Below are 20,814 nucleotides of genomic sequence, written 5' to 3'. Positions count from 1 at the left end.
CATGACCGACTGGACGGAAACCGAGCTCTCGGCGCTGCGCCGGGCCTATGCCAGCGGCACGACCCGGGTCAGCTACGATGGCAAATCCGTCGACTATGGCTCGGCCGAGGATCTGCTCGCCCGGATCCGGACCATCGAGCGCGCCATCGCGGGGACCACGCGACCGCTGCCCGTGGCCGGGCTGGCTGGCTTCTCGCGCGGGGACCGCTGATGTCGGCGACCTGGTTCGACCACGCCATCGCCACGGTGGCGCCGCGCATGGCCGCGCGCCGCGTGATGGCGCGGCAGGCGTTCGAGACGCTGACGCGGGGGTATGACGGGGCCGCGCGCGGGCGGCGCACGGAGGGCTGGCGCGCGCCGGGATCCTCGGCCGACACCGAGATCGGCGTGGCCGGGGCGCTCCTGCGCGACCGGATGCGTGATCTGGTGCGCAACAACCCGCACGCGGCCAAGGCCGTAGCAGTGCTGGTCAACAACATCATCGGCGCGGGCATCATGCCGCGCGCCGCCAGCGGCGACGACAAGCTCGACCGCAAGGTCGACGCGCTGTTCGAGCGCTGGACGGCGGAGTGCGACGCCGACGGTCAGCTCGACTTCTACGGCCTGCAGACGCTGATCTGCCGCGAGATGGTCGAGGCGGGCGAGGTGCTGGTGCGCCGGCGCCTGCGGCGATCCTCGGACGGTCTGCCTGTGCCGCTGCAGTTGCAGGTGCTGGAAGCCGACTTCCTCGACGCCACGAAATCCGGCGCCCTCGGCGCGGGGCGGCTGGTGCAGGGGATCGAGTTCGACCCGGTCGGCAAGCGCCGGGCCTACTGGCTCCATGCCGAACATCCGGGCGACGCCTATGGCGTCTTGCAGAACGGGTTGCAGAGCCGCCCGGTCCCCGCGACCGAGATCGCCCATGTCTATGAGAAGCAGCGCACGCAGGCGCGCGGCGTGCCCTGGGGCGCGCCGGTAATTCGCAGCTTGCGCGATCTCGACGACTACGAGGTGGCCGAACTGGTCCGCAAGAAGACCGAGGCCTGCGTCACCGCCATCGTCTTCGGCGACGACGAGGCCCAACAGGGTATCGCCCCGTCCGTGGTCGACGCAGACGGCAACCGCGTCGAGCAGTTCGAGCCGGGGCTGATCGCCTATGCCCGCGGCGGCAAGGACATCCGCTTCAACCAGCCCTCGGCCACAGGCGGCTATGGCGAATACAAGCGCGCCAGCCTGCACACGATCTCGGCCGGGTTCCGGGTGCCCTACGAGCTGCTCACCGGGGACCTGTCCCAGGTGAACTATTCCTCGATCCGGGCGGGGCTCGTCGAGTTCCGCCGCCAGATCGACGCGGTGCAGTGGCAGCTGTTCATTCCGATGTTCTGCGCGCCGGTCTGGCGCTGGTTCACCGAGGCCGCATGGGCGGCAGGACAAATCCCGTCGCCGACCGTGCCGGTCGAATGGTCGCCGCCGAAGTTCGAGGCGGTCGATCCGCAGAAGGATGCGATGGCGAACCTGCTGTCGATCCGCTCGGGCACCATGACGCTGGCCGAGGTGATCGCGAAACAGGGCCGCAATCCCGACGCCGTGCTGGCCGAGATCGCCGCGACCAACGCCAAGCTCGACGCGCTGGGGCTGGTGCTCGACAGCGACCCGCGCCGCGTCACCAAGACCGGCAGCGCGCAGAGCAACGATCCGGCGACCGAACCCGCCGCCGACGAACCGGACACCGAAGACCCGGCCGCCGACGCGGACAATGACCCGGCGCAGGCCGACCAACAGGACTGACCTTCATGGACACGATGATCGAACTGCCGGCCATGCGCCGGTCGGCGGAGCTTGCGCCGAACACGGCCGACGCCGACAGCCGCACCGTCGAGGTGGTCTGGTCGGCGGGGGCCCGTGTCCGCCGCGCGACCTTCTTCGGCGAGCCCTATGACGAGGAGCTCAGTCTCGACCCGGCCCATGTCCGTCTCGACCGGCTGAACGCGGGCGCGCCGTTCCTGAAGGTGCACGAGCTCGACACGCTTGATGCAGTGATCGGCTCGGTCGTGCCGGGCTCGGCGCGGATCGAGAACGGCCGCGGCATCGCGCTGGTGCGGATCAGCGAACGTGCCGATGTCGAGCCGATCTGGCGCGACATACAAGCCGGGCACATCCGCGCGGTGTCCATCGGCTACCAGGTCCACCGCTTCGAGGTCTCGAAACCCGAGGCCGCGCGCGAGCTTTGGCGCGCGGTCGACTGGACGCCGTTCGAGGTCTCCGCCGTCGCGGTCGGCGCCGATCCCGCCGCGGGCTTCCGCGCCCAGCACCCCCTTCACGACTGCGTCCTCCACCGCCGGGACGCCCCTTCAATTACGAAAGGACCGATCCCGATGACGGACAAGACCCAGACCCCGGCGAGCGACGCCGCAACCTTTGCCACCACCCAGCCGACCGAGCCGAATGATACCGAGGACACCACCATGACCGAGCCGAAACCGGCTGCGCCCGACCCGAAGGTCGCCGCCAGCGAGACGCGCAGCCAGCCGAAGACGCAGACCACTCCTGCGCCCGACACTGAGGCTGTCGCCACCCGCGCCCGCGAGGCCGAGCGCGACCGCGTCTCCACCATCTACGACCTGGCCGGGCGGCTGAACCTCGAGCGCGGCTTCGCCGAGGATCTGGTCAAGCGCGGCGTCAGCGTCGACGAGTCCCGCCGCCTGATCCTCGACCAGGTCGCCGCCAAGTCGGACGAGACCCGGACCTTCCCCCATGTTTCCGTCCCGCTCGGCGGCAGGGACGAACGCATCACCCGCCGCGACGCGGTGGCGAACGCGCTGCTGCACCGCTACAGCCCGACGCTGTTCCAGTTGGAAGACGCCGCGCGCCAGTATCGCGGCATGACCCTGCTGGAACTGGCCCGGGAAAGCCTCGGCAATGCCGGGGTCAACACGCGGGGCCTGTCGCGCGACGAGGTGGCGACGCGGGCGCTGCACTCGACCTCGGACTTCCCCGAAATCCTCTCGGCGGTCACCAACAAGACCCTGCGGCAGGCCTACGAGGCCTATCCGCGAACCTTCATGCTGTTCTGCCGCCAGGTGCTGGCGACGGACTTCAAGGCGATGCACCGGGTGCAGCTCGGCGAGGCGCCGCAACTGCTGGAGGTCGGCGAGAGCGGCGAGTTCAAGCGCGGCACGCTGGGCGAGAGCAAGGAGAGCTACAAGGTCAAGACCTATGGCCGGGTGGTCGCCATCACCCGCCAGACCCTGATCAACGACGATCTCGACGCCTTTACCCGGATCCCGGCGATGTACGGCAACTCCATCGCCCAGCTGGAGTCGGACGTCGTCTGGGGGATCATCACCGCCAACCCGGCGATGGCCGACGGCAACGCGCTCTTCCACACCACCCACAAGAACCTGGCAGGCACCGGCGCGGCGCTGGATGTCAGCAGCGTCGGTGCGGCGCGCGCCGCGATGGCCAAGCAGACCGGCCTCGACAAGAAGACTGTGCTGAACGTCCGCCCCGCCTTCCTGATCGTGCCCGCGTCGCTGGAACTGAAGGCCGAGCAGCTGGTCGCCCAGAACCTGGTGCCCGCTGCGACGTCCAGCGTGGTGCCGCAGTCGATCCGCACCCTCGCGCCGATCAGCGAGCCCCGGCTCGACGCGGCCAGCGAGACCGCCTGGTATCTGGCGGCCAGCCCGAACCAGATCGACACCATCGAGTACGCCTATCTCGAGGGCCAGCAGGGCGCCTACATCGAGACGCGCAACGGCTTCGACGTCGACGGCGTCGAGATCAAGTGCCGCCTCGACTTCGGCGCCAAGGCCATCGACTGGCGCGGCCTCTACAAGAACCCGGGCGCGTAAGGCGCGCTTCCTGAACCCCGACACACGGGGCGGTCCAATCGGGCCGCCCTTCGTCTTTCCACAAGGATCCTCCCCATGAAAACCTACGTCCAACCCGGCAACACCATCACCCTGACTGCGCCCTATGCCGTCGCCTCCGGCGATGGCCTGCTCGTCGGCTCCATCTTCGGCATCGCCGCCGGAGACGCCGCCCTCGCCGAACCCGTCGAAACGGCGCTAGTCGGCATCTTCGACATCACCAAGGTCGGCTCCCAGGCCTGGACCGTCGGCGCCAAGGTCTATTGGGACGACACCAACAAGCGCTGCACGACGGTCGCGACCGACAACACCCTCATCGGCGTGGCCGTCGAGGCCGTGGCCAGCGGCGCGGGCGACACCATCGGCCGGGTCCGCCTGAACGCGACGTTCTGATGAGCGCCTTCGCCGCCGCCGTCGGCGCGCTATTTGCCGATCCGAACATCGGCCGGGACGCGGTCTACATCGCCGAGGGCGGCACGCCCATGCTGGTGCGTGCCGTCGCCCGGCGCGCGGATGCGATCAGCGACTTCGGCGACGCGCGGCTCTGGTCCGAAACCACCCGGATCGACCTGCGCGTGGCCGAGGTGGCGAACCCGCGTCCCGGTGACAGGATCGAGATCGACGGCGAGGCCTTCCTCATCCAGGGCGAGCCCGTCCGCGACCGCGAGCGGCTGGTCTGGACCGTCGATCTGAGGCCCGCGTGAAACTGAAGCTCGACATCGATCCAGACGTCGTCGCGATGATGGCGGCGGAGGTCGCGGCGGGCGAACGCGCGGTGACCGCCGCCATGCGCGAGGCCGGAACCGGGCTGAAGACGGCGTGGCGGCTGCAGATCACCGGCGCGGGGCTCGGCACACGGCTGGCCAACTCGATCCGGAGCCAGAACTTCCCGAGGTCGGGCGAGAGCCTGGACGCGGCAGCTCTCGTCTGGTCCAAGGCTCCGGTCATCGTGGGCGCGCATGACACCGGGCCGCTGATCCGCTCCAAAGACGGGTTCTGGCTGGCGATCCCGCTGCCCGCCGCGGGCAAGTCGCTCCGCGGCGGCCGCATCACCCCCGGCGAATGGGAACGGCGACGCGGCCTGCGCCTGCGCTTCGTCTATCGCCGTACCGGGCCGAGCCTCTTGGTGGCTGAGGGAAGGCTGAACACGAAAGGTCAGGCGGTCGTGTCGCGCTCGAAAACCGGACGCGGCAAGGTCACCGCGCCGATCTTCCTGTTGGTGCCGCAGGTCAAGCTGCCGAAGCGGCTGGATCTGGCGCGGGATGCAGACCGGGCGTTTGACAGCGTGCCGGGGCTGATCGTCGCGAACTGGGTGGAGGCTAGGTCGTGATCGCATCGATGCGCAATCTCGCTCGGCAACAACGAGATCGACGGCTCGCTTCACCCCGCGCAGCACGACAGCTTCGCGACATCCTTGTCGAAGGTCTGCGCGGCGAGCTTCAGCCCCTCGACCGTGGTGAGATAGGGGAAGATCGTCTCGCCCAAGGCCTTCGTTGTCATGCCGAACTTGAGCGCCATGGCGAGCGTCTGGACACTGTCGGCGCCCTCCGGCGCCATGATCACGCCGCCCAGCAGGCGGTCGGTCGCCCGGTCCGCGACGAGCTTGATCAGGCCGCGCGTGTCGCGGGCGGCGAGCGCGCGGGGCACGTTGTCGAGCGTCAGCACACTGGTCTTGACGTCATGACCCGCGGCGCGCGCCTGCGCCTCGGTCAGCCCGACGCCGGCGACCTGCGGATCGGTGAACACCACCCACGGCATCGCGGCGTTGTCGTAGCGCTCCGCCCCGCCCAGAACGGCGTTGCGGGACGCGAGCTTGGCGCCATAGGCGGCCATGTAGACGAACTGGTCGCGGTCGGTCACATCGCCCGCCGCGAAGATGCCGGCCTTCGTGGTCTGCATGTCGTCGCCCACCCGGATCGCGCCACGCGCGTCGGTCTCGACGCCCATCTCCGCGAGGCCCAGCCCCTCGGTGTTGGGTGCGCGTCCCGTCGTCGGGACGAGGCGGTCGGCCGTCAGGTCGCGCTCCGCGCCGTCCACCGTCACGGTCAGCACCGCACGGTTCCCGTCGCGCCGCGCGGCGTGATAGGTTGCGCCGTCAAGAACCGTGACACCCTCGGCGCGCAAGACCTCGGTGAGCGCTTCAGACACCTCCGGCTCGGAGCGCGGCAACAGGCGCGAGCGGCAGACGATGGTGACTCGAGTGCCCATCCGCGCCATCATCTGCGCCAGCTCCACGCCGATATAGCCGCCGCCGAGGAAGATCAGGCTTTCGGGCAACCGGTCCAGCTCCAGCAGCGACGTGCTGTCGAGCGTTGGTGCGTCCTGGACCCCAGGGATGTCGGGCACGGCTGGTCGGCCGCCCGTGGCAACGATCACCTTGGGAGCCGTGATCTTGCGCCCGCCGACCTCGACCCCGCCGGGGACGAGACGCGCCGGACCCTCGTCGAGATAGGTCACACCGCCGTAGCCCGGCAGCAGATCGGCGTACTTCTTCTGGCGCAGCGTCGCGACGAGATCATCCTTGGCCGCGACCAGCGCTGCCCAGTCGGCGACCTGCGCCTCGCCGCGAAGGCCCGGGAACCGGGACGCCGCCTGCGCGCCGTGCACGGCTTCGGCCGCGCGGATCATCGTCTTGGAGGGCACGCAACCCACGTTCACGCAGGTCCCGCCGATGGTTCCATGGCCGATCAACGCGACGCGCTTGCCTCCCTCGGCGGCGGTGATCGCGGCCGAGAAGCCGGCCGATCCGGCGCCGATCACGGCAAGGTCGAAATCGCCCTTGGGCGCGCAACAATCGTCTTTCATCGAGTCATCCATCCGTTCGAGTGGTCTGCCGCCGCTGCCGCCGCCAGACCGCATACAGGGTCAGCACGACGAAGAAGGCGAGAGCGGGCAGCAGCACATAGTCGAGCCAGCCAAGCCAGGCCGACAGGCCCACGGCGCCCAGAAGCACCACGAGCACCGGCGTGAAGCAGCAGAGCGCCGCGATGACGGTGCCGACGATCCCTGTCGCGATCAGCTTGCGGTCGGTCTGCTCGGTCATCCCGTCAGCCCGAAACGCGCGCCGGGTAGCCTGCATTGGCCGACGCGGTCGCTATGGCGTCGGCGCTCGTCGCGGCGGTGTCGAAGATCACCGTGGCCGTGCGCGCCTCGAAGTCGATCTCGACGGCGCGCACGCCCGCGACGCCCTCCATCGCGCGCTTCACGGTGATCGGACACAGCGCGCATGTCATGTTGTCGACCGCGAAGGTGACGGTCTGCTCCGCGGCGACGGCCTGCGCGGCAGCAGGGATGGCCGTGATGGGTGCTGTGGCGGTCAGGCCGAACAGAACAAGTGCAAGGATCTTCTTCATGGGGATATCCTTTCGGGGTCAGTAGAGAAGCGGGGCCCACCAGTCGATGGTGAGTGCTGCGACGACGAGGATGAGGGAGGCCCAGAGCGCGCTCTTGGTGATGCGCGCCGAGGATGGGCGCGCACAGTAGGAACCGGGTTCGCAGACGGTCGGCTTGCGAAAATACACGTGCCGGAAGCCGGCCCCGATGAAGCCGAGCGCAATGACCGCGAAGATCGGCTTGTAAGGCTCCAGCGCCGTCAGGTTGCCGATCCAGGCGCCGGAGATGCCGAGGGTCAGCAGCACCAGCGGCCCGACGCAGCAGGCAGAGGCGAGAAAGGCGCCGAACACCCCGCCCGCCGCGAGCCAGCCCCTTCGGGCCGGGCGATCCGCTGCTGAAGTGTCCGTTCTGTCGTCCGTCAGCGCCATGTCGCGCACCTCTCGTCTGTGATTGAGAAGATGTGTAGGGTCTGTAGCAACTACAGGCTCAAGAGGAAAAATTGCATGTCAGATCACGAGCGCGAGAGCGGTTTCACACGCGGCGATCTTGCCCGGACGACCGGCTGCAATATCGAGACGATCCGCTATTACGAGAAAACCGACCTTCTGCCCGACCCGCCCCGCACGGATGCCGGCTACCGCATCTATTCCGCCGCACACGCAACGCGCTTGCGCTTCATCCTGCGCGCCCGCGAACTCGGATTCTCTATGGAGGACATTCGCGGGCTGATGGGGCTCGAAGACGGAACCGCGCCGACCTGCGCCGAGGTCAAGGAGCGGACGGAGCGCCACCTTGCGGACGTGCGGGCGAAGATCGCGGATCTTCGGCGTATCGAAACCGTCCTCGCTGCAACCGCATCCAGGTGTTCGGGCGCCGAAGTCCCCGACTGTCCGGTGCTCGACGCGATTTCCAACTCGGCCGACCCATGACACCTCGCGAAACCATCCTCACCGCGCTGCACGCGCGGGTCTCGGCGTTCCCCGCCGCCGCCCTGCGCGGTGAGGTACTGCCCGAACGTATCCCGGCCGAGGGGCTGCTGATCCTGCGCGATGGCGAGCCGGGTGAGCCGGAGGTCACGCTCTCTCCGCTGCGCTACCACTACCAGCACCGCGCCGAGATCGAGGCGGTCGTGCAGGGCGCTGACCGTGACGCCGCCTTCGACACGTTGACCGCCAGCATCGGCACGGCGCTCGCCGCCGACCGCACAATGGGCGGGCTCTGCGACTGGGTCGAAGCGGAAGCGCCACGGCCGGTCGATCTGCCCGTCGAAGGCGCGGCCAGCCTGAAGGCGGCCGTGATCCCGGTGGTGCTGCACTATTCCACGGCCGATCCGCTCGGCTGATCCCGACAACCCGAGGAGAATACCATGGCACGAGCCCAGGGGGCGCGGGCGCTGATGGCGCTTGCGTTCGAGACGACCTATGGAACGCCGCCCGTGAGCGGCTTCACCCGTATGCCCTTCGCCAGCACCTCGCTCGGTGCCGAGCAACCGCTGCTGAACTCGGAACTGCTCGGCTACGGCCGCGATCCGCTGGCGCCGATCAAGGACGCGGTGACGGCCGATGGCGATGTCGTGGTCCCACTCGACGCCGAGGCCTTCGGATTCTGGCTGAAGGCCGCCTTCGGCACGCCCACGACCACGGGCGCGGAGGCCCCGTACACCCACGAGTTCCAGTCCGGGTCCTGGACTCTGCCGAGCATGTCGATCGAGACCGGCATGCCGGAGGTGCCGCGGTACGCGATGTATTCCGGCTGCGTGCTCGACCAGATCACCTGGCAGATGCAGCGCTCCGGCCTGCTGACCGCAACCGCACGGCTGGTGGCGCAGGGCGAGACCGTGGGCACGACGACCAGCGCCGGAACGCCCGCGGCGCTGGAGCTGAAGCGCTTTGGCCATTTCAACGGCGCGATCAGCCGCAACGGCACCGCGCTCGGCAACGTCGTCTCGGCCGAGATCACCTATGCCAACAACCTCGACCGTATCGAGACCATCCGCTCGGACGGCCGCATCGACGGCGCGGACCCGTCCATCGCCGCGCTCACCGGCCGGATCGAGGTGCGCTTCGCCGACCAGACGCTGGTGACGCAGGCGATCAACGGCGAGGCCTGCGAGATGGAATTCGGCTACGTCCTGCCCTCGGGCGAGAGCTTCACCTTCACCGTGCACGCCGTCTACCTGCCACGCCCGCGCATCGAGATTTCCGGACCGCAGGGCGTGCAGGCGACCTTCGACTGGCAGGCCGCCCGCGACAGCGTCGTCGGCCGGATGTGCACCGCAACCCTGATCAACGACATAGAGGTGTATTGAGGATGCTGACGCTTGACCTGACCAATGCCCCGCGCTGGCATGACCTCGCCCCTGGCGTTCGGGTGCAGCTGCGCCCACTGACCACGGCGCTGATGGTGGCGACGCGCAGCGACCCGGCCGTCGAGGCTGTGCCCGAGGAGGCCTCGGACGAGGAACGCGCCGTCGCGTTCGCCAAGGCTCTCGCGCGGCGGGCGGTGCTCGCCTGGGAGGGCATCGGCGACGCCGACGGCAACGCCATCGACCCGAGCCCAGAGGCCATCGACGCGCTCCTCGACGTCTGGCCGATCTTCGAGGCTTTCCAGCTGACCTACGTCTCGAAGGGTCTGCTGCTGGAACAGGAAAAAAACGCCTCCGCGCTCTCGCCGAATGGTCCTTCGGCGGGGGCGAGCGATACTGCCAAGCCTGCGCACCCTACGAGGGCCGCGAGCAAGCCTGCTCGGACTGCCCGGCGCGGCTGAATCGCCCCGAGACCTTCGAGGGCTGGCAGGTCTGGGACCTGGTCGGTCGGCTCGGCGGCCAGCTGCGTGTCCTGCCCGACGCCGTGATCGGCTGGGACATGTCGGCGGCGCTGGCGCTTGGTGACGCCCTCGGCGTGCCGCCGCTCGCCATGGCCGAACTGCTGCCCGTCATCGAGGCGGTGATGGTCACCAAACTCAACGAACAGATGGATCACTCCCATGGCGGAAAAACGGGTTAGCGTCCGCCTCGCGGCCGTGGGCGGACGGCAGGTGCGCGCGGAACTGGAGGGTGTCGGTGACGCCGGGTCGCGCGGCTTCGGACGGCTGAGCCGGGAGATGGAAGCGGCCAACGCTCGGCTCGCGGCCTTCTCGCGGCGGGTGCGGGTTGCGGCGGCCGCCGCCGTGGCGGCTGCCGCCGCCGCTGGCGTGGCGATGATCCGGTCCGGGCTGCAGAGCGTCGATGCGCAGGCCAAGCTCGCGCAGTCGCTCGACACGACGGTCGCCTCGATCCAGACGCTGGAGCGCGCGGGCGAACTGGCGGGCGTCTCCATGTCCGGCATCGAGCAGGCGACGAAGGATCTGACGCGCCGTCTCAGCCAGGCGGCGGCCGGGACCGGCCCCGCCGCCGACGCGCTCGACCGGCTGGGGCTGTCGGCCACCGACCTGATCGCCCTGCCGCTGGACCAGCGGGTCGGCGCGATCAACGCCGCGATCGAGGACTTCGTGCCCGCCGCCGAGCGCGCTGCCGTTGCGGGCCAGCTTTTCGGTGAGGAAGGCTCCATCGCGATGAGCCGGATCGACACCGCGACGCTGCGCCAGGCGACCGAGGACGTCCTCGCCTTCGGGGTCGTCGTCTCCGAGCAGGATGCCGACCAGATCGAGCGGACCAACGATGCGATCTCCCGGCTCGGGCTGATCTGGCGGGGGCTGTCGAACCAGCTTGCCGTCGCCGCTGCTCCGGCGCTCGAAGCCGTCGCCGACGCCATGGCGGCGGTTGCCAGCCGCACCGGGCCGCTCGGCATCGCGATCCGCGGTCTTTTCGACAACATCGGCCGTCTGGCCACCTATGCAGCCACCTTCGCGGCCTTCCTCGCGGGCCGCTGGGTGGCGGGGATGGTCGCTGCCGCGCTCTCGGTCCGGGGCCTCGCCACGGCGCTGGTCGTCCTGCGCGGGGCGCTGATCCGGACCGGCATCGGGGCGCTCATCGTCGGCGCGGGCGAGCTCGTCTACCAGTTCACCCGTCTCGTCTCGGGCGCGAGCGGGTTTGGCGAGGCGATGTCGCTCCTGAAGGACCTGGCCGTCGAGGTCTGGGAGCGGATCAGGATGGGCGCCGCTGCGGCCGGGGCCGCGGCAACGGCGATGTTCTTCGACCTGAAGGCCGACGCCGCCTCGGGCATGCAGAGCGCCATCGGGAGCGTCGTCGGTTTCGGCAACACCGCGGCAAATACATTCGAGGGCGCCTACGAGGCGATCAAGGCGATCTGGGGCCTGCTGCCCGCCGCCATCGGGGATCTGGCGTTCCAGGCGGCGAACAGCCTGGTCGACGGCGTCGAGGCGATGCTGAACGGCGTGGTCTCGCGCATCAACGGCTTCATCGGCGGCATCAATCAGGGGCTCGAAGCCCTCGGGTCCGAGCGACGTATCTCCGTCATCCCCGATCTCGACCTTGGGCAGATCGAGAACCGCTTCGAAGGGGCGGCAACGGCCGCCACGACGGCGGCGCAGGCGGCGTTCGACCGGGCCTTCGAGAACAAACCGCTTACCGCGCCCGATCTCGGACTCACGGAGGCGGCGAACCGGGCACTCGAGTCCGCCAACCTCTATCGGGGCGCCGCGCGCGATCTTGCGGACGGCGCCCGCGCCCCTCTGGAAAGCTGGCAGGCGCTGCGCGATGCGGTGCGCGGCACCGACGAGGCGAGCGCGGATGCCCTGACCGAGGCCACGGGTGCTGCCGAGCGGCTGGAGACGGCGCTTGGTGAAGCCGGGCGCGCCGCGACGGGTGCCGGCGCAGCGGCCGGGGCTGCAGCCGCTGCGGCAGAGCCCGCGACCGAAGCTGCCGTCACCGGTTGGCAGGCCGTCACGGCGGCGCTGTCGGACTACGCCAGCAAGGCCCGCGACATCGGTGGCGACATCGGCCAGAGCCTCGTCGGCGCCTTCCAGTCGGCCGAGAACGCGGTGGGCCAGTTCGTGAAGACCGGCAAGCTGAACTTCCGCGACCTCGTCACCTCGCTGCTGGCCGATCTCGCCCAGCTCGCGGCGCGGCGGTTCATCCTCGGGCCGATCGCCAATGCGCTCTCAGGCGTGTTCTCCGGGGCGGGCGGCATTTTCGCGAACGTCCTGCATGCGGGCGGGATGGTCGGATCGGCCGGGCCCTCGCGCATGGTGCCTGCCATGGCCTTCGCCACCGCGCCCCGAATGCATGGCGGCGGCATCGCTGGCCTCCGCCACGACGAGGTGCCCGCGATCCTGCAGCGCGGTGAGCGGGTGCTGTCGCGGCGGGAGGCGCAGGCTTACGGCGCGGGCGGCGGGGTCAACGTCACCATCTTGGCGCGCGACGCCGAGAGCTTCCGCCAGTCGCGCACGCAGGTCGCCGCCGACATCGCCCGCGCCGTCTCGCTCGGGCGGAGGGGCATGTGATGGCATTTCACGAGGTCCGGTTTCCCGACAACATCAGTCGTGGCGCGCGGGGCGGGCCGGAGCGGCGCACGCAGATCGTCGAGCTCGCCTCGGGCGACGAGGAGCGCAACGCCAGCTGGGCCAACTCGCGCCGCCGCTACGACGTCGCCTACGGCATCCGCCGCGCGGACGACCTGGCAGCGGTCGTCGCCTTCTTCGAGGCGCGAAACGGCCGCCTGCATGGCTTCCGTTTCAAGGACTGGGGCGACTTCAAGTCGTGCCTGCCGTCCCAGACGCCATTGCCCACCGACCAGGCCATCGGCACCGGCGACGGCGCGACGACCGCCTTCCAGTTGGCGAAGCGCTACGCCTCGGGCGCGCAATCCTGGACGCGAGCTATCGCGAAGCCGGTGACCGGAACCGTGCGCATCGCGCTGGCGGGCGTCGAGCAGCTCTCCGGCTGGTCGGTCGACACCGCCACAGGCGTCGTCACCTTCAGCGCTGCGCCGGGTGCTGGCGTCGCCATCACCGCAGGCTTCGAGTTCGACGTGCCGGTCCGCTTCGACACCGACGTGCTCGACGTGACGCTCGACCTTGAGCGGCTCGGCTCGATCACCTCCATTCCGCTTCTGGAACTGCGCCGATGAAGACCCTCGCTCCCGCCCTGCAGGCCCATCTCGACGACGGCAGGACCACGCTCGCGTGGTGCTGGCGGATCACGCGCGCCGATGGCGTCACCTTCGGCTTCACCGACCATGACCGGACGCTGAGCTTCGATGGCACGGCCTTCGAGCCCGAGAGCGGGCTCACGGCGTCCGAGGTGCGGTCGGGCTCGGACCTGTCGGTCGATGCGCAGGATGCCGAGGGTGTGCTGACCTCGGACCGGATCACCGAGACCGACATTCTCGACGGCCGCTGGGACAACGCCGAGGTCGAAGTCTGGCGCGTGAACTGGGCTGACACGAGCCAGCGCGTGCTGATGCGGCGAGGCGCCATCGGACAGATCCGGCGCGGGCGGCTCGCCTTCGTCGCCGAAGTCCGCTCGCTCGCCCATGTGCTCGGCCAGACGGTCGGGCGAACCTTTCAGGCGACCTGCGATGCTGCGCTCGGGGACGCGCGCTGCGGCGTCGATCTCGAGGATCCGGCCTTCAAGGGCACCGGTGCCGTGATCGATCTCCTGCGCGACCGGGCCTTCACCGCCTCGGGGCTGGGCGCATTCACGTCCGGCTGGTTCACCTTCGGCACGCTCGAATGGACGAGCGGTGCGAACGCGGGGCGGCGCACCGAGGTGCTAGGCCACGACGTGACGGACGGAGTCGCGATCCTGACCTTGCTCGAGGCCCCCGTGCGCGCGATCGCCGAGGGCGATGCCTTCACCATCCGCGCGGGCTGCGACAAGCGCATCGAGACCTGCGGGGCCAAGTTCGCCAATACCGCCAACTTCCGAGGTTTCCCGCACATACCCGGCCAAGACGCCGTTCTCCGCTACGCCACCAAGGATGGCGGGCACGAAGGGTCCGTGTTGTGACCTCCGCCGATCCCACCCGCGTCATCGCCATCGCGCGCTCCTGGCTCGGCACGCCGTACCACGACCAGGCGAGCCTGCGCGGTGTCGGCTGCGATTGCCTCGGGCTCGCCCGGGGCGTCTGGCGCGAGGTTGTGGGTCCAGAGCCGTTCCCGATCCCGGCCTACAGTCGCGACTGGGGCGAGACCGGCCCGCGCGAGGTGCTGGCCGAGGGTGCGCGCGCCATGATGATCGAGATGCCGCTCGCCGAGGCGTGTCCGGGCGCGCTGGTCCTCTTCCGCATGAAGCCCCGTGCCATCGCGAAGCATGTCGGGGTCCTGACCGCGCCCGACAGCTTCCTCCACGCCTATGAGCGGCTCGGCGTGATCGAGGAACCGCTCATCCCATCCTGGCGGCGGCGCATCGCCTTCGCCTTCCTGTTCCCGCAACGCTGAGACCCCGACATGGCAACGCTTGTTCTCGGTGCCGCCGGCGCCGCCATTGGCGGTTCGATCGGCGGCGCGATCCTCGGCGTCAGCGCCGCCACCATCGGCGGGTTCATCGGCTCGACCATCGGCTCGGTCGTCGACAGCTGGATCATCTCGTCGCTGGCGCCCACGCAGCGCATCGAGGGCGCGCGGCTCGACACGCTGCGCATCACTTCAGCCACCGAAGGCGCAGTCATCCCCCGGCTCTATGGCCGCATGCGGCTGGGCGGCAACATCATCTGGGCGACAGATTTCCGCGAGGAGACGAAGACCACCACGCAGGGTGGCGGCAAGGGCGGCGGGGGCGGCAAGGTCAAGACCACCGAGTATCTCTACTACGCCAGTTTCGCCGTCGCGCTCTGCGAGGGGCCAATCACCGGGATCGGGCGCATCTGGGCCGACGGCAAGCCGATGGACCTCTCCGGCGTCACCTGGCGCTGGTATCCCGGTGACGAGGCTCAGACGGCGGACCCGTTCATCGCGGCCAGGATGGGCGCGGCCAGCACGCCCGCCTATCGTGGTACGGCCTACGTGGTCTTCGAGGAACTGGCGCTCTCGACCTATGGCAACCGTCTGCCGCAGCTCTCCTTCGAGGTGTTCCGCCCGCTCGCCGATCCCGACACCGCCGAGGGACTGACCCGCGCCGTCACCATGATCCCGGCGTCCGGCGAATTCACCTATGCCACGCAGGCCATCCGCAAGACCGATGGCGGCGCGACGGTGCCCGAGAACCTGAACGCGCTGGCCGATTCCACCGACATGGTGGAGGCGCTGGACCGGCTGCGGGCGATGGCGCCCGCGGTCCAGAGCGTCAGCCTCGTGGTGGCGTGGTTCGGCGACGATCTGCGGGCGGGATCCTGCAAGGTGCGGCCGGGCGTCGAGGTCTCGGCCAAATCCACCACGCCCGCCAGTTGGGCGGTGAACGGTGTGAGCCGCGCCGATGCCTTCCTCGTCAGCCGCGACGACAAGGACCGCCCGGTCTATGGCGGCACGCCGTCCGACTTCGCGGTGGTCCAGGCGATCCAGGAGATGAAGGCGCGCGGGCTGCGGGTGACCTTCTACCCGTTCATCCTGATGGACGTGCCCCCCGGCAACACGCTGCCGAACCCCTATTCCGACAACGCCGCCGAGACGGGCCAGCCTGCCTTTCCCTGGCGGGGGCGGATCACCTGTTCTCCGGCTGCTGGCTACGCCGGGACAGCGGACAAGACGGCGACGGCCGCAAGCCAGGTCGCGGCGCTGTTCGGCGCGGCGACGCCCGCGAGCTTCAGCGTCTCGGGCGAGAGCGTCAGCTGGACCGGATCGCCCGGCGACTGGGGGCTGCGGCGCATGGTGCTGCACTATGCCCACCTCTGCGCGGCGGCGGGCGTGGTCGACGCTTTCCTTATCGGCACCGAGATGCCGGGGCTGACGACGATCCGTTCTGGAGCCAGCACCTATCCGGCGGTGCAGGCCTATCGGGACCTGCTCGCGGATGTCCGCTCGATCCTCGGGTCCGGGACGAAGATCGGCTACGCCGCCGACTGGTCGGAGTACTTTGGGCACCAGCCGGGCGACGGCTCGGGCGACGTGTACTTCCACCTCGATCCGCTCTGGGCCGATCCGGAGATCGATTTCGTCGGGATCGACAACTACATGCCGCTCTCGGACTGGCGCGACGGGTTTGAGCATGCCGACGCGGCTGAGGGCTGGCCCGCAATCTACGACCGTGCCTACCTGCAGGGCAACATCGCGGGCGGCGAAGGCTTCGACTGGTTCTATGCCAGCGCGGCGGATCGCACCGCGCAGGTGCGGACCCCGATCACCGACGGTGCCGCCGGCAAGCCATGGGTCTTCCGCTACAAGGATCTGCGCGCCTGGTGGTCGAACGCGCACCATGACCGCCCGGGCGGGGTGGAGAGCGGGACGCCGACGGCGTGGGCGCCGCAGTCCAAGCCGATCTGGTTCACCGAGCTCGGCTGTCCGGCCATCGACCGTGGGACCAACCAGCCGAACGTCTTCTTCGACCCGAAGTCCTCGGAGAGCTTCACGCCGCATTTCTCGCGGGGCTGGCGGGACGACGCCATCCAGCGCGCCTATCTTGAGGCGACGTACCTCTGGTGGGGCGAGGCCGCGAACAACCCCGTGTCGTCTGTCTACGGCGGCCGGATGGTGCATGTCCCCGAATGCGCCGCCTGGACCTGGGACGCGCGGCCCTATCCGTTCTTCCCCGCACTGACCGACGTCTGGACGGACGGCGCGAACTGGCGGCTCGGCCACTGGCTGACGGGCCGCCTCGGGGCGGTGTCGCTGGCGGCTCTGGTCCGCCACCTCTGCCTGCGGGCCGGGCTGCCCGTGTCCCGGATCGACGTCACCGGGCTTTGGGGTGCGGTCGAGGGCTACGCCATCACGGCGCTGGAAAGCCCGCGCGCCTCGATCACAACGCTGTCGCGGCATTTCGGCTTCGATGCCGTGGAGACCGAGGGCGTGATCCGTTTCATCATGCGCGGCCGGGCCTCCGTCGCCACGCTTGCGCCCGACGATCTGGTCGCCCCCCGCGAGGGCGACCTGCTGGAACTGACCCGCGGCCAGGAGACCGAACTGCCGCAGGCGCTGAAATGGCAGATCGCGCGCGCCGACGAGGATTACGACGCCGCTCTCGTCGAGGCGCGGCGCATCACCGTGGACACGACGCGGATCGCGTCCGAGAGCTTCCCGATGGCGGTGCCGCCCGAGGAGGCCGAGCGCCGCTGCCGCCGGGCGGCGTGGGTGGGGCGCGAGACGGCGGCGTTCCGTCTGCCGCCCTCGCGCCTGGCGCTCGATCCGGCCGACGCGATCCGGCTCGCGCATGACGGGCGGCTGGTCGATCTGCGGCTCGTCTCGATTGCAGATGCCGAGGCCCGCGGCATCGAGGCGGTCCGCCAGGACCGGGCGACCTACGACCTGCCGCCCGGCGATCCCCGCGCGGCCTCGCTGACGCGGGCAGTCGTGTTCGGCGCGCCGGACGCGGTGCTGATGGACCTGCCGCAGCTGACCGAGGACCAGCCCGCGCATCGGCCGCTGATTGCGGCGCACGCAGTGCCTTGGCCGGGCGAGATGGCGGTGTTCCGCAGTCCTTCGACCGATGGGTTCGAGTTGCTGACCACGTTTGGCAGCCGCGCCCGGATCGGGACACTGGTCTCGGACTTCTACGCGGGGCCCACGTCGCGCTTCGACCTGGGCAATGCACTGATGGTCGATCTGCTAACCGGGACGCTGGAAAGCGTCACGGACCTGACGCTCTTCGGCGGCGCCAACGCGCTCGCGATCGAAAGCGCGCCCGGCGTGTGGGAGATCGTGCAGGCGGGCGCGGCGGAGCTGCTGGCGCCCGGCCGCTATAGACTGACGCGGCTCCTGCGCGGTCAGCGCGGCACCGAGGGCGCCATTGGCAACCCGGCGCCCGCTGGCGCGCGGATCGTGGTTCTGGACACCGCGCTTGCGTCACTGCCCATCGCCGAGGCCGATCTCGGCATCCCGTGGAACTGGCGCATTGGCCCGGCGAGCCGCCCGGTCAGCGACGAGACCTATGTCGCGCAGTCCTTCGCGCCCAAGGGCGTCGGGCTGCGACCCTTCTCCGTCGCGCATGTCGAGCAGCCATGGCGCTCACCGCGCACGCCCGGCGATCTGACGATCCGCTGGACGCGCCGGTCCCGCGCGCTGGCGGCCGACAGCTGGGGCGGGCTTGAGGTGCCTCTGACCGAGGAACTGGAAGCCTACGAGGTGGAGATCCTCGACGGCGCAACCGTGAAGCGGGTGCTGAGCACGACCACGACCAGCGCGCTCTACTCCGCCGCCCAGCAGACCGGCGACTGGGGCGCGTTGCTCGGCCCGGGCAACACGCTCGACATCCGCATCCATCAGCTCTCCGCCCTCGTGGGACGGGGCGCGCCCAAAACCGTCACGCTGACACTCTGAAGGCCAACCCATGTCCGACGCCACCTCCCATCTCCTGCTGCCCTATATCATGGCGGCGCAGGCCCAGAAGCACGTCACCCACAACGAGGCGCTGCGGATTCTCGACGGGCTCGTCCAGCTCTCGGTTCTCGACCGCGACCTGACGGCGCCGCCCGGTTCTCCCGCCGACGGCGACTGCTACATCGTTGGCTCGGGCGCGACGGGCGACTGGGCGGGGCGGGACCTGAACGTCGCGCTCTGGACCGATGGCGCCTGGCTGCGCCTGCCGCCGCGGACCGGCTGGCGGGCGTGGGTCGAGGACGAGGGCCTGCTGCTGGTCTACGACGGCGCGGGCTGGGTCGGGACCACCCCGGACGCGCTGCAGAACCTCGCACTGCTCGGGCTCGGGACCACCGCGGATGCGTCGAACCCGTTCTCGGCCAAGCTGAACGCCGCACTCTGGACGGCGAAGACCGTGGCTGAGGGCGGCACCGGCGATCTGTTCTATACCATGAACAAGGAGGCTGCGGGCGACGACCTCGGCCTTACGCTGCAGACCAACTTCGTGACCAAGGCGCTGGTGGGGCTCTTCGGCTCCGACCGTTTCCGCCTCGCGGTCTCCGCCGACGGCAGCACGTTCTTCGATGGGCTCAGCGTCGACAACGCGAACGGCATCGTCGACCAGCCCCGGCTGCCCCGCTTCAAGGCGTACACCAACTACGACAACTATGTCGGCGTCGGGACCTGGACGAAGATCGGCCTCAACAACACCGACTACAACGACCAGGGGGCCTTCGACGCCGGGAACAATTACTTCGTGGCGCCCTCGGACGGGACCTACCTCTTCGGCGCGACGCTGCTCTACAAGATCAACGCCAGCGCCACGGCCCGCATGCGCGGGCGGCTCGTGCTGAACGGCACGACCGAAATCCGCGGCTCCCTCGGCGAAATCTCCGCCACCCACGTCTCGCTCGCCACCGCCATCTGGCTGCAGACCATGGTCCCGCTCACCGCGGGCGATACCGTCGAGCTGCAGGGGTATTTCCGGGTCGCGGACGGCTACTTCGCCGCCGACCACACCTCCTTCTGGGGCTGCAAGATCGGCTGAGCGGCGGAAGGAGGATCCTATGAACCCACCCCGATCCGAGGGCTTCGTGCGCATGCCCGACGCCGAGTTCGAGGCGATCCTGACGCGGGCGGCCGAGGAAGGCGCGAAGCGAGCGCTCTCCGATGTCGGTCTCGACGGCGACGAGGCCGCGCTCGACATCCGCGATCTGCGCTCCCTGGTGGACTGCATCCGGCTGGTCCGCCGCACCGCGATGCAGACCGCCGTCCGCATGATCACCACCGGCGTGATGCTGGCGCTGCTCGCGGGCATCGCGATCAAGCTGAAGATCTTCGGCGGCAGCCCGTAGCCGCGCTCCATCACCATTCATCAGTCCAACCGCACCCGCCCTTGAGGCAGGTTTTTTGTTTTGGAGGACCCCATGACCACGACCTTCCACCGCCATTGGCGAGACGTGCGGGAAAGCGCCTGGCGCTGGCCCAACTTCTCCCCCGCCGAGATCGCATGTCGGGGCACCGGCAAGCTGCTGCTCAACGAACCCGCGCTCGACAGGCTGCAGGCGCTGCGCGACCGGCTGGGAAAGCCGCTGATCGTCCGCTCCGCCTATCGAAGCCCCGAGCACAACCGCACCGTCGGCGGCGCGACCCGCTCCAAGCACCTCGACGGCGCCGCCTTCGACATCTCCATGGCGAACCACGCCCCGATGACGTTCGAGGCGGCAGCGCGGGAGGTTGGGTTCCTCGGCTTCGGCTTCTATCCGCGCTCGGGGTTCATCCATGTCGACCTCGGCCCCGCGCGGCAGTGGGGCGAGCGGTTCCCGATCCGGGCGACTGCCTTCGCGGCGGAGACGCCGCCCGCGCGCGAGGTGCTGGCCGACAGCCGCACGATGAAAGGTGGTGGTGCGGCCGGAGTGGCGACGCTGGGCGCGGCGGGTGTCGAGATCGCGCAGAGCGTCCTGGCCGAGACGCAATCCGCCATCCTGCCTCTCGTGCCGTATCTCGACACGCTGCGCTGGGTGTTCATCGCCGTTGCGCTCGGCGGGATCGGCGTCACGATCTACGCCCGCCTCGACGACTGGAAGCGGGGGCGGCGGTGAGTGGCGGGCTCTTCACGACGCTCGCCGGGTCAGCATGGGCGCGCGCGGCGCTCCGCTACGGCGCCTCATACTCGCCGTGCTCCTGCCGGCCCTGCGCCGCTCCGGCGAGTGCGCGGGTGTGGCTGGCAGAACGCCTTGAGACCACAGAGAAGGCCAATGAACGTCCAATGCCAAATGCTGGAAGC

23 protein-coding genes are annotated in these 20,814 nt (G+C 69.8%); 19 read left to right on the top strand and 4 right to left on the bottom strand.

From position 1 onward, the window contains the following. Window position 1 precedes the first annotated feature (1 nt). From G481_RS0114670 to G481_RS0114645, 6 genes are all read left to right on the top strand, one after another. Complete coding sequence (locus tag G481_RS0114670) at window positions 2-211, top strand: phage head-tail joining protein (RefSeq protein WP_028030714.1); 210 nt, start codon at window positions 2-4, stop codon at window positions 209-211. Next, window positions 211-1,767 (top strand): phage portal protein, encoded by a 1,557-nt coding sequence (locus G481_RS0114665; RefSeq protein ID WP_028030713.1) that lies wholly within the window; start codon window positions 211-213, stop codon window positions 1,765-1,767. The genes G481_RS0114670 and G481_RS0114665 overlap by 1 nt, the downstream gene beginning before the upstream one ends. A 5-nt stretch (window positions 1,768-1,772) precedes the next feature. Continuing rightward, entirely contained in the window at window positions 1,773-3,830 is a 2,058-nt protein-coding gene (locus G481_RS0114660; RefSeq protein WP_028030712.1) for a prohead protease/major capsid protein fusion protein, read from the top strand. 75 nt (window positions 3,831-3,905) lie between these two features. Continuing rightward, window positions 3,906-4,241 (top strand): DUF2190 family protein, encoded by a 336-nt coding sequence (locus G481_RS0114655; protein ID WP_028030711.1) that lies wholly within the window; start codon window positions 3,906-3,908, stop codon window positions 4,239-4,241. Next, a complete protein-coding gene (locus G481_RS0114650) occupies window positions 4,241-4,552 on the top strand; it encodes a head-tail joining protein (protein ID WP_028030710.1) in 312 nt (103 codons plus the stop codon). Before G481_RS0114655 ends, G481_RS0114650 begins: the two co-directional genes overlap by 1 nt. Further along, window positions 4,549-5,178 carry a DUF6441 family protein gene (locus G481_RS0114645; RefSeq protein WP_028030709.1) on the top strand — a complete coding sequence of 210 codons (630 nt, stop codon included), beginning with the start codon at window positions 4,549-4,551 and terminating at the stop codon, window positions 5,176-5,178. Before G481_RS0114650 ends, G481_RS0114645 begins: the two co-directional genes overlap by 4 nt. Window positions 5,179-5,228: 50 nt before the next feature. Here G481_RS0114645 and merA read toward each other — a convergent pair whose 3' ends face one another. From merA to G481_RS0114625, 4 genes are read right to left on the bottom strand one after another with little or no spacing between them, the layout of a single operon-like run. Next, the gene (merA, locus tag G481_RS0114640; protein WP_245594973.1) at window positions 5,229-6,653 is read right to left on the bottom strand and encodes a mercury(II) reductase; all 1,425 of its coding nucleotides are present in this window, start codon (window positions 6,651-6,653) and stop codon (window positions 5,229-5,231) included. A gap of 4 nt (window positions 6,654-6,657) precedes the next feature. Beyond that, on the bottom strand, window positions 6,658-6,891 hold the full coding sequence (gene merF, locus G481_RS0114635; RefSeq protein WP_028030707.1) for a mercury resistance system transport protein MerF: 234 nt from the start codon (window positions 6,889-6,891) through the stop codon (window positions 6,658-6,660). A 4-nt stretch (window positions 6,892-6,895) separates the two neighbouring features. After that, entirely contained in the window at window positions 6,896-7,201 is a 306-nt protein-coding gene (locus G481_RS0114630) for a heavy-metal-associated domain-containing protein (RefSeq protein ID WP_028030706.1), read from the bottom strand. A gap of 18 nt (window positions 7,202-7,219) precedes the next feature. After that, complete coding sequence (locus G481_RS0114625; protein ID WP_035026227.1) at window positions 7,220-7,609, bottom strand: mercuric transporter MerT family protein; 390 nt, start codon at window positions 7,607-7,609, stop codon at window positions 7,220-7,222. Between the two features lie 75 nt (window positions 7,610-7,684). Here G481_RS0114625 and G481_RS0114620 point away from each other — a divergent pair, with 75 nt between their 5' ends. From G481_RS0114620 to G481_RS0114560, 13 genes are all read left to right on the top strand, one after another. Then, window positions 7,685-8,110 carry a MerR family transcriptional regulator gene (locus G481_RS0114620; protein WP_028030704.1) on the top strand — a complete coding sequence of 142 codons (426 nt, stop codon included), beginning with the start codon at window positions 7,685-7,687 and terminating at the stop codon, window positions 8,108-8,110. Next, entirely contained in the window at window positions 8,107-8,523 is a 417-nt protein-coding gene (locus G481_RS0114615) for a hypothetical protein (protein WP_028030703.1), read from the top strand. The genes G481_RS0114620 and G481_RS0114615 overlap by 4 nt, the downstream gene beginning before the upstream one ends. 24 nt (window positions 8,524-8,547) lie before the next feature. Then, a complete protein-coding gene (locus tag G481_RS0114610) occupies window positions 8,548-9,489 on the top strand; it encodes a phage tail tube protein (RefSeq protein ID WP_028030702.1) in 942 nt (313 codons plus the stop codon). A gap of 2 nt (window positions 9,490-9,491) precedes the next feature. Then, entirely contained in the window at window positions 9,492-9,947 is a 456-nt protein-coding gene (locus G481_RS0114605) for a hypothetical protein (RefSeq protein WP_028030701.1), read from the top strand. A gap of 98 nt (window positions 9,948-10,045) precedes the next feature. Continuing rightward, on the top strand, window positions 10,046-10,186 hold the full coding sequence (locus G481_RS26725; RefSeq protein WP_169728718.1) for a DUF7697 family protein: 141 nt from the start codon (window positions 10,046-10,048) through the stop codon (window positions 10,184-10,186). After that, window positions 10,167-12,584, top strand: a complete 2,418-nt coding sequence (locus G481_RS0114595; RefSeq protein WP_028030699.1) for a phage tail tape measure C-terminal domain-containing protein — start codon at window positions 10,167-10,169, stop codon at window positions 12,582-12,584. The genes G481_RS26725 and G481_RS0114595 overlap by 20 nt, the downstream gene beginning before the upstream one ends. Then, a complete protein-coding gene (locus tag G481_RS0114590) occupies window positions 12,584-13,210 on the top strand; it encodes a DUF2460 domain-containing protein (protein WP_028030698.1) in 627 nt (208 codons plus the stop codon). Before G481_RS0114595 ends, G481_RS0114590 begins: the two co-directional genes overlap by 1 nt. Next, window positions 13,207-14,091, top strand: a complete 885-nt coding sequence (locus G481_RS0114585) for a DUF2163 domain-containing protein (protein WP_028030697.1) — start codon at window positions 13,207-13,209, stop codon at window positions 14,089-14,091. Before G481_RS0114590 ends, G481_RS0114585 begins: the two co-directional genes overlap by 4 nt. Beyond that, window positions 14,088-14,522 (top strand): NlpC/P60 family protein, encoded by a 435-nt coding sequence (locus tag G481_RS0114580; RefSeq protein WP_028030696.1) that lies wholly within the window; start codon window positions 14,088-14,090, stop codon window positions 14,520-14,522. The genes G481_RS0114585 and G481_RS0114580 overlap by 4 nt, the downstream gene beginning before the upstream one ends. 9 nt (window positions 14,523-14,531) lie before the next feature. Further along, the gene (locus G481_RS0114575; RefSeq protein WP_028030695.1) at window positions 14,532-18,488 is read left to right on the top strand and encodes a baseplate multidomain protein megatron; all 3,957 of its coding nucleotides are present in this window, start codon (window positions 14,532-14,534) and stop codon (window positions 18,486-18,488) included. Between the two features lie 10 nt (window positions 18,489-18,498). Beyond that, window positions 18,499-19,575, top strand: a complete 1,077-nt coding sequence (locus tag G481_RS0114570) for a DUF2793 domain-containing protein (protein ID WP_028030694.1) — start codon at window positions 18,499-18,501, stop codon at window positions 19,573-19,575. Between the two features lie 19 nt (window positions 19,576-19,594). Next, window positions 19,595-19,882: a DUF6127 family protein gene (locus tag G481_RS0114565; protein WP_028030693.1), complete on the top strand. Its 288-nt coding sequence runs from the start codon at window positions 19,595-19,597 to the stop codon at window positions 19,880-19,882. Window positions 19,883-19,954: 72 nt separating this feature from the next. After that, window positions 19,955-20,629, top strand: coding sequence for a YcbK family protein (locus tag G481_RS0114560; RefSeq protein WP_028030692.1), 675 nt, complete (start codon window positions 19,955-19,957; stop codon window positions 20,627-20,629). Window positions 20,630-20,814 lie beyond the last annotated feature (185 nt).

Origin of the sequence: Gemmobacter nectariphilus DSM 15620 (assembly GCF_000429765.1) — a bacterium.
Lineage (GTDB): Bacteria > Pseudomonadota > Alphaproteobacteria > Rhodobacterales > Rhodobacteraceae > Wagnerdoeblera > Wagnerdoeblera nectariphila.
Note: the sequence above shows the minus strand (reverse complement) of the source record. Positions and strands in the feature narration are given on the sequence as shown.

What these genes read in the sequence shown, in the direction of transcription:
- merF (WP_028030707.1), bottom strand. Translation starts at nt 6,891, where the DNA reads ATGACCGAGCAGACCGACCGCAAGCTGATCGCGACAGGGATCGTCGGC.
- G481_RS0114585 (WP_028030697.1), top strand. Translation starts at nt 13,207, where the DNA reads ATGAAGACCCTCGCTCCCGCCCTGCAGGCCCATCTCGACGACGGCAGG.
- G481_RS0114625 (WP_035026227.1), bottom strand. Translation starts at nt 7,609, where the DNA reads ATGGCGCTGACGGACGACAGAACGGACACTTCAGCAGCGGATCGCCCG.
- G481_RS0114650 (WP_028030710.1), top strand. Translation starts at nt 4,241, where the DNA reads ATGAGCGCCTTCGCCGCCGCCGTCGGCGCGCTATTTGCCGATCCGAAC.
- G481_RS0114590 (WP_028030698.1), top strand. Translation starts at nt 12,584, where the DNA reads ATGGCATTTCACGAGGTCCGGTTTCCCGACAACATCAGTCGTGGCGCG.
- G481_RS0114660 (WP_028030712.1), top strand. Translation starts at nt 1,773, where the DNA reads ATGGACACGATGATCGAACTGCCGGCCATGCGCCGGTCGGCGGAGCTT.
- G481_RS0114565 (WP_028030693.1), top strand. Translation starts at nt 19,595, where the DNA reads ATGAACCCACCCCGATCCGAGGGCTTCGTGCGCATGCCCGACGCCGAG.
- G481_RS26725 (WP_169728718.1), top strand. Translation starts at nt 10,046, where the DNA reads ATGTCGGCGGCGCTGGCGCTTGGTGACGCCCTCGGCGTGCCGCCGCTC.
- merA (WP_245594973.1), bottom strand. Translation starts at nt 6,653, where the DNA reads ATGAAAGACGATTGTTGCGCGCCCAAGGGCGATTTCGACCTTGCCGTG.
- G481_RS0114610 (WP_028030702.1), top strand. Translation starts at nt 8,548, where the DNA reads ATGGCACGAGCCCAGGGGGCGCGGGCGCTGATGGCGCTTGCGTTCGAG.
- G481_RS0114570 (WP_028030694.1), top strand. Translation starts at nt 18,499, where the DNA reads ATGTCCGACGCCACCTCCCATCTCCTGCTGCCCTATATCATGGCGGCG.
- G481_RS0114595 (WP_028030699.1), top strand. Translation starts at nt 10,167, where the DNA reads ATGGCGGAAAAACGGGTTAGCGTCCGCCTCGCGGCCGTGGGCGGACGG.
- G481_RS0114620 (WP_028030704.1), top strand. Translation starts at nt 7,685, where the DNA reads ATGTCAGATCACGAGCGCGAGAGCGGTTTCACACGCGGCGATCTTGCC.
- G481_RS0114670 (WP_028030714.1), top strand. Translation starts at nt 2, where the DNA reads ATGACCGACTGGACGGAAACCGAGCTCTCGGCGCTGCGCCGGGCCTAT.
- G481_RS0114605 (WP_028030701.1), top strand. Translation starts at nt 9,492, where the DNA reads ATGCTGACGCTTGACCTGACCAATGCCCCGCGCTGGCATGACCTCGCC.
- G481_RS0114615 (WP_028030703.1), top strand. Translation starts at nt 8,107, where the DNA reads ATGACACCTCGCGAAACCATCCTCACCGCGCTGCACGCGCGGGTCTCG.
- G481_RS0114665 (WP_028030713.1), top strand. Translation starts at nt 211, where the DNA reads ATGTCGGCGACCTGGTTCGACCACGCCATCGCCACGGTGGCGCCGCGC.
- G481_RS0114575 (WP_028030695.1), top strand. Translation starts at nt 14,532, where the DNA reads ATGGCAACGCTTGTTCTCGGTGCCGCCGGCGCCGCCATTGGCGGTTCG.
- G481_RS0114560 (WP_028030692.1), top strand. Translation starts at nt 19,955, where the DNA reads ATGACCACGACCTTCCACCGCCATTGGCGAGACGTGCGGGAAAGCGCC.
- G481_RS0114655 (WP_028030711.1), top strand. Translation starts at nt 3,906, where the DNA reads ATGAAAACCTACGTCCAACCCGGCAACACCATCACCCTGACTGCGCCC.
- G481_RS0114630 (WP_028030706.1), bottom strand. Translation starts at nt 7,201, where the DNA reads ATGAAGAAGATCCTTGCACTTGTTCTGTTCGGCCTGACCGCCACAGCA.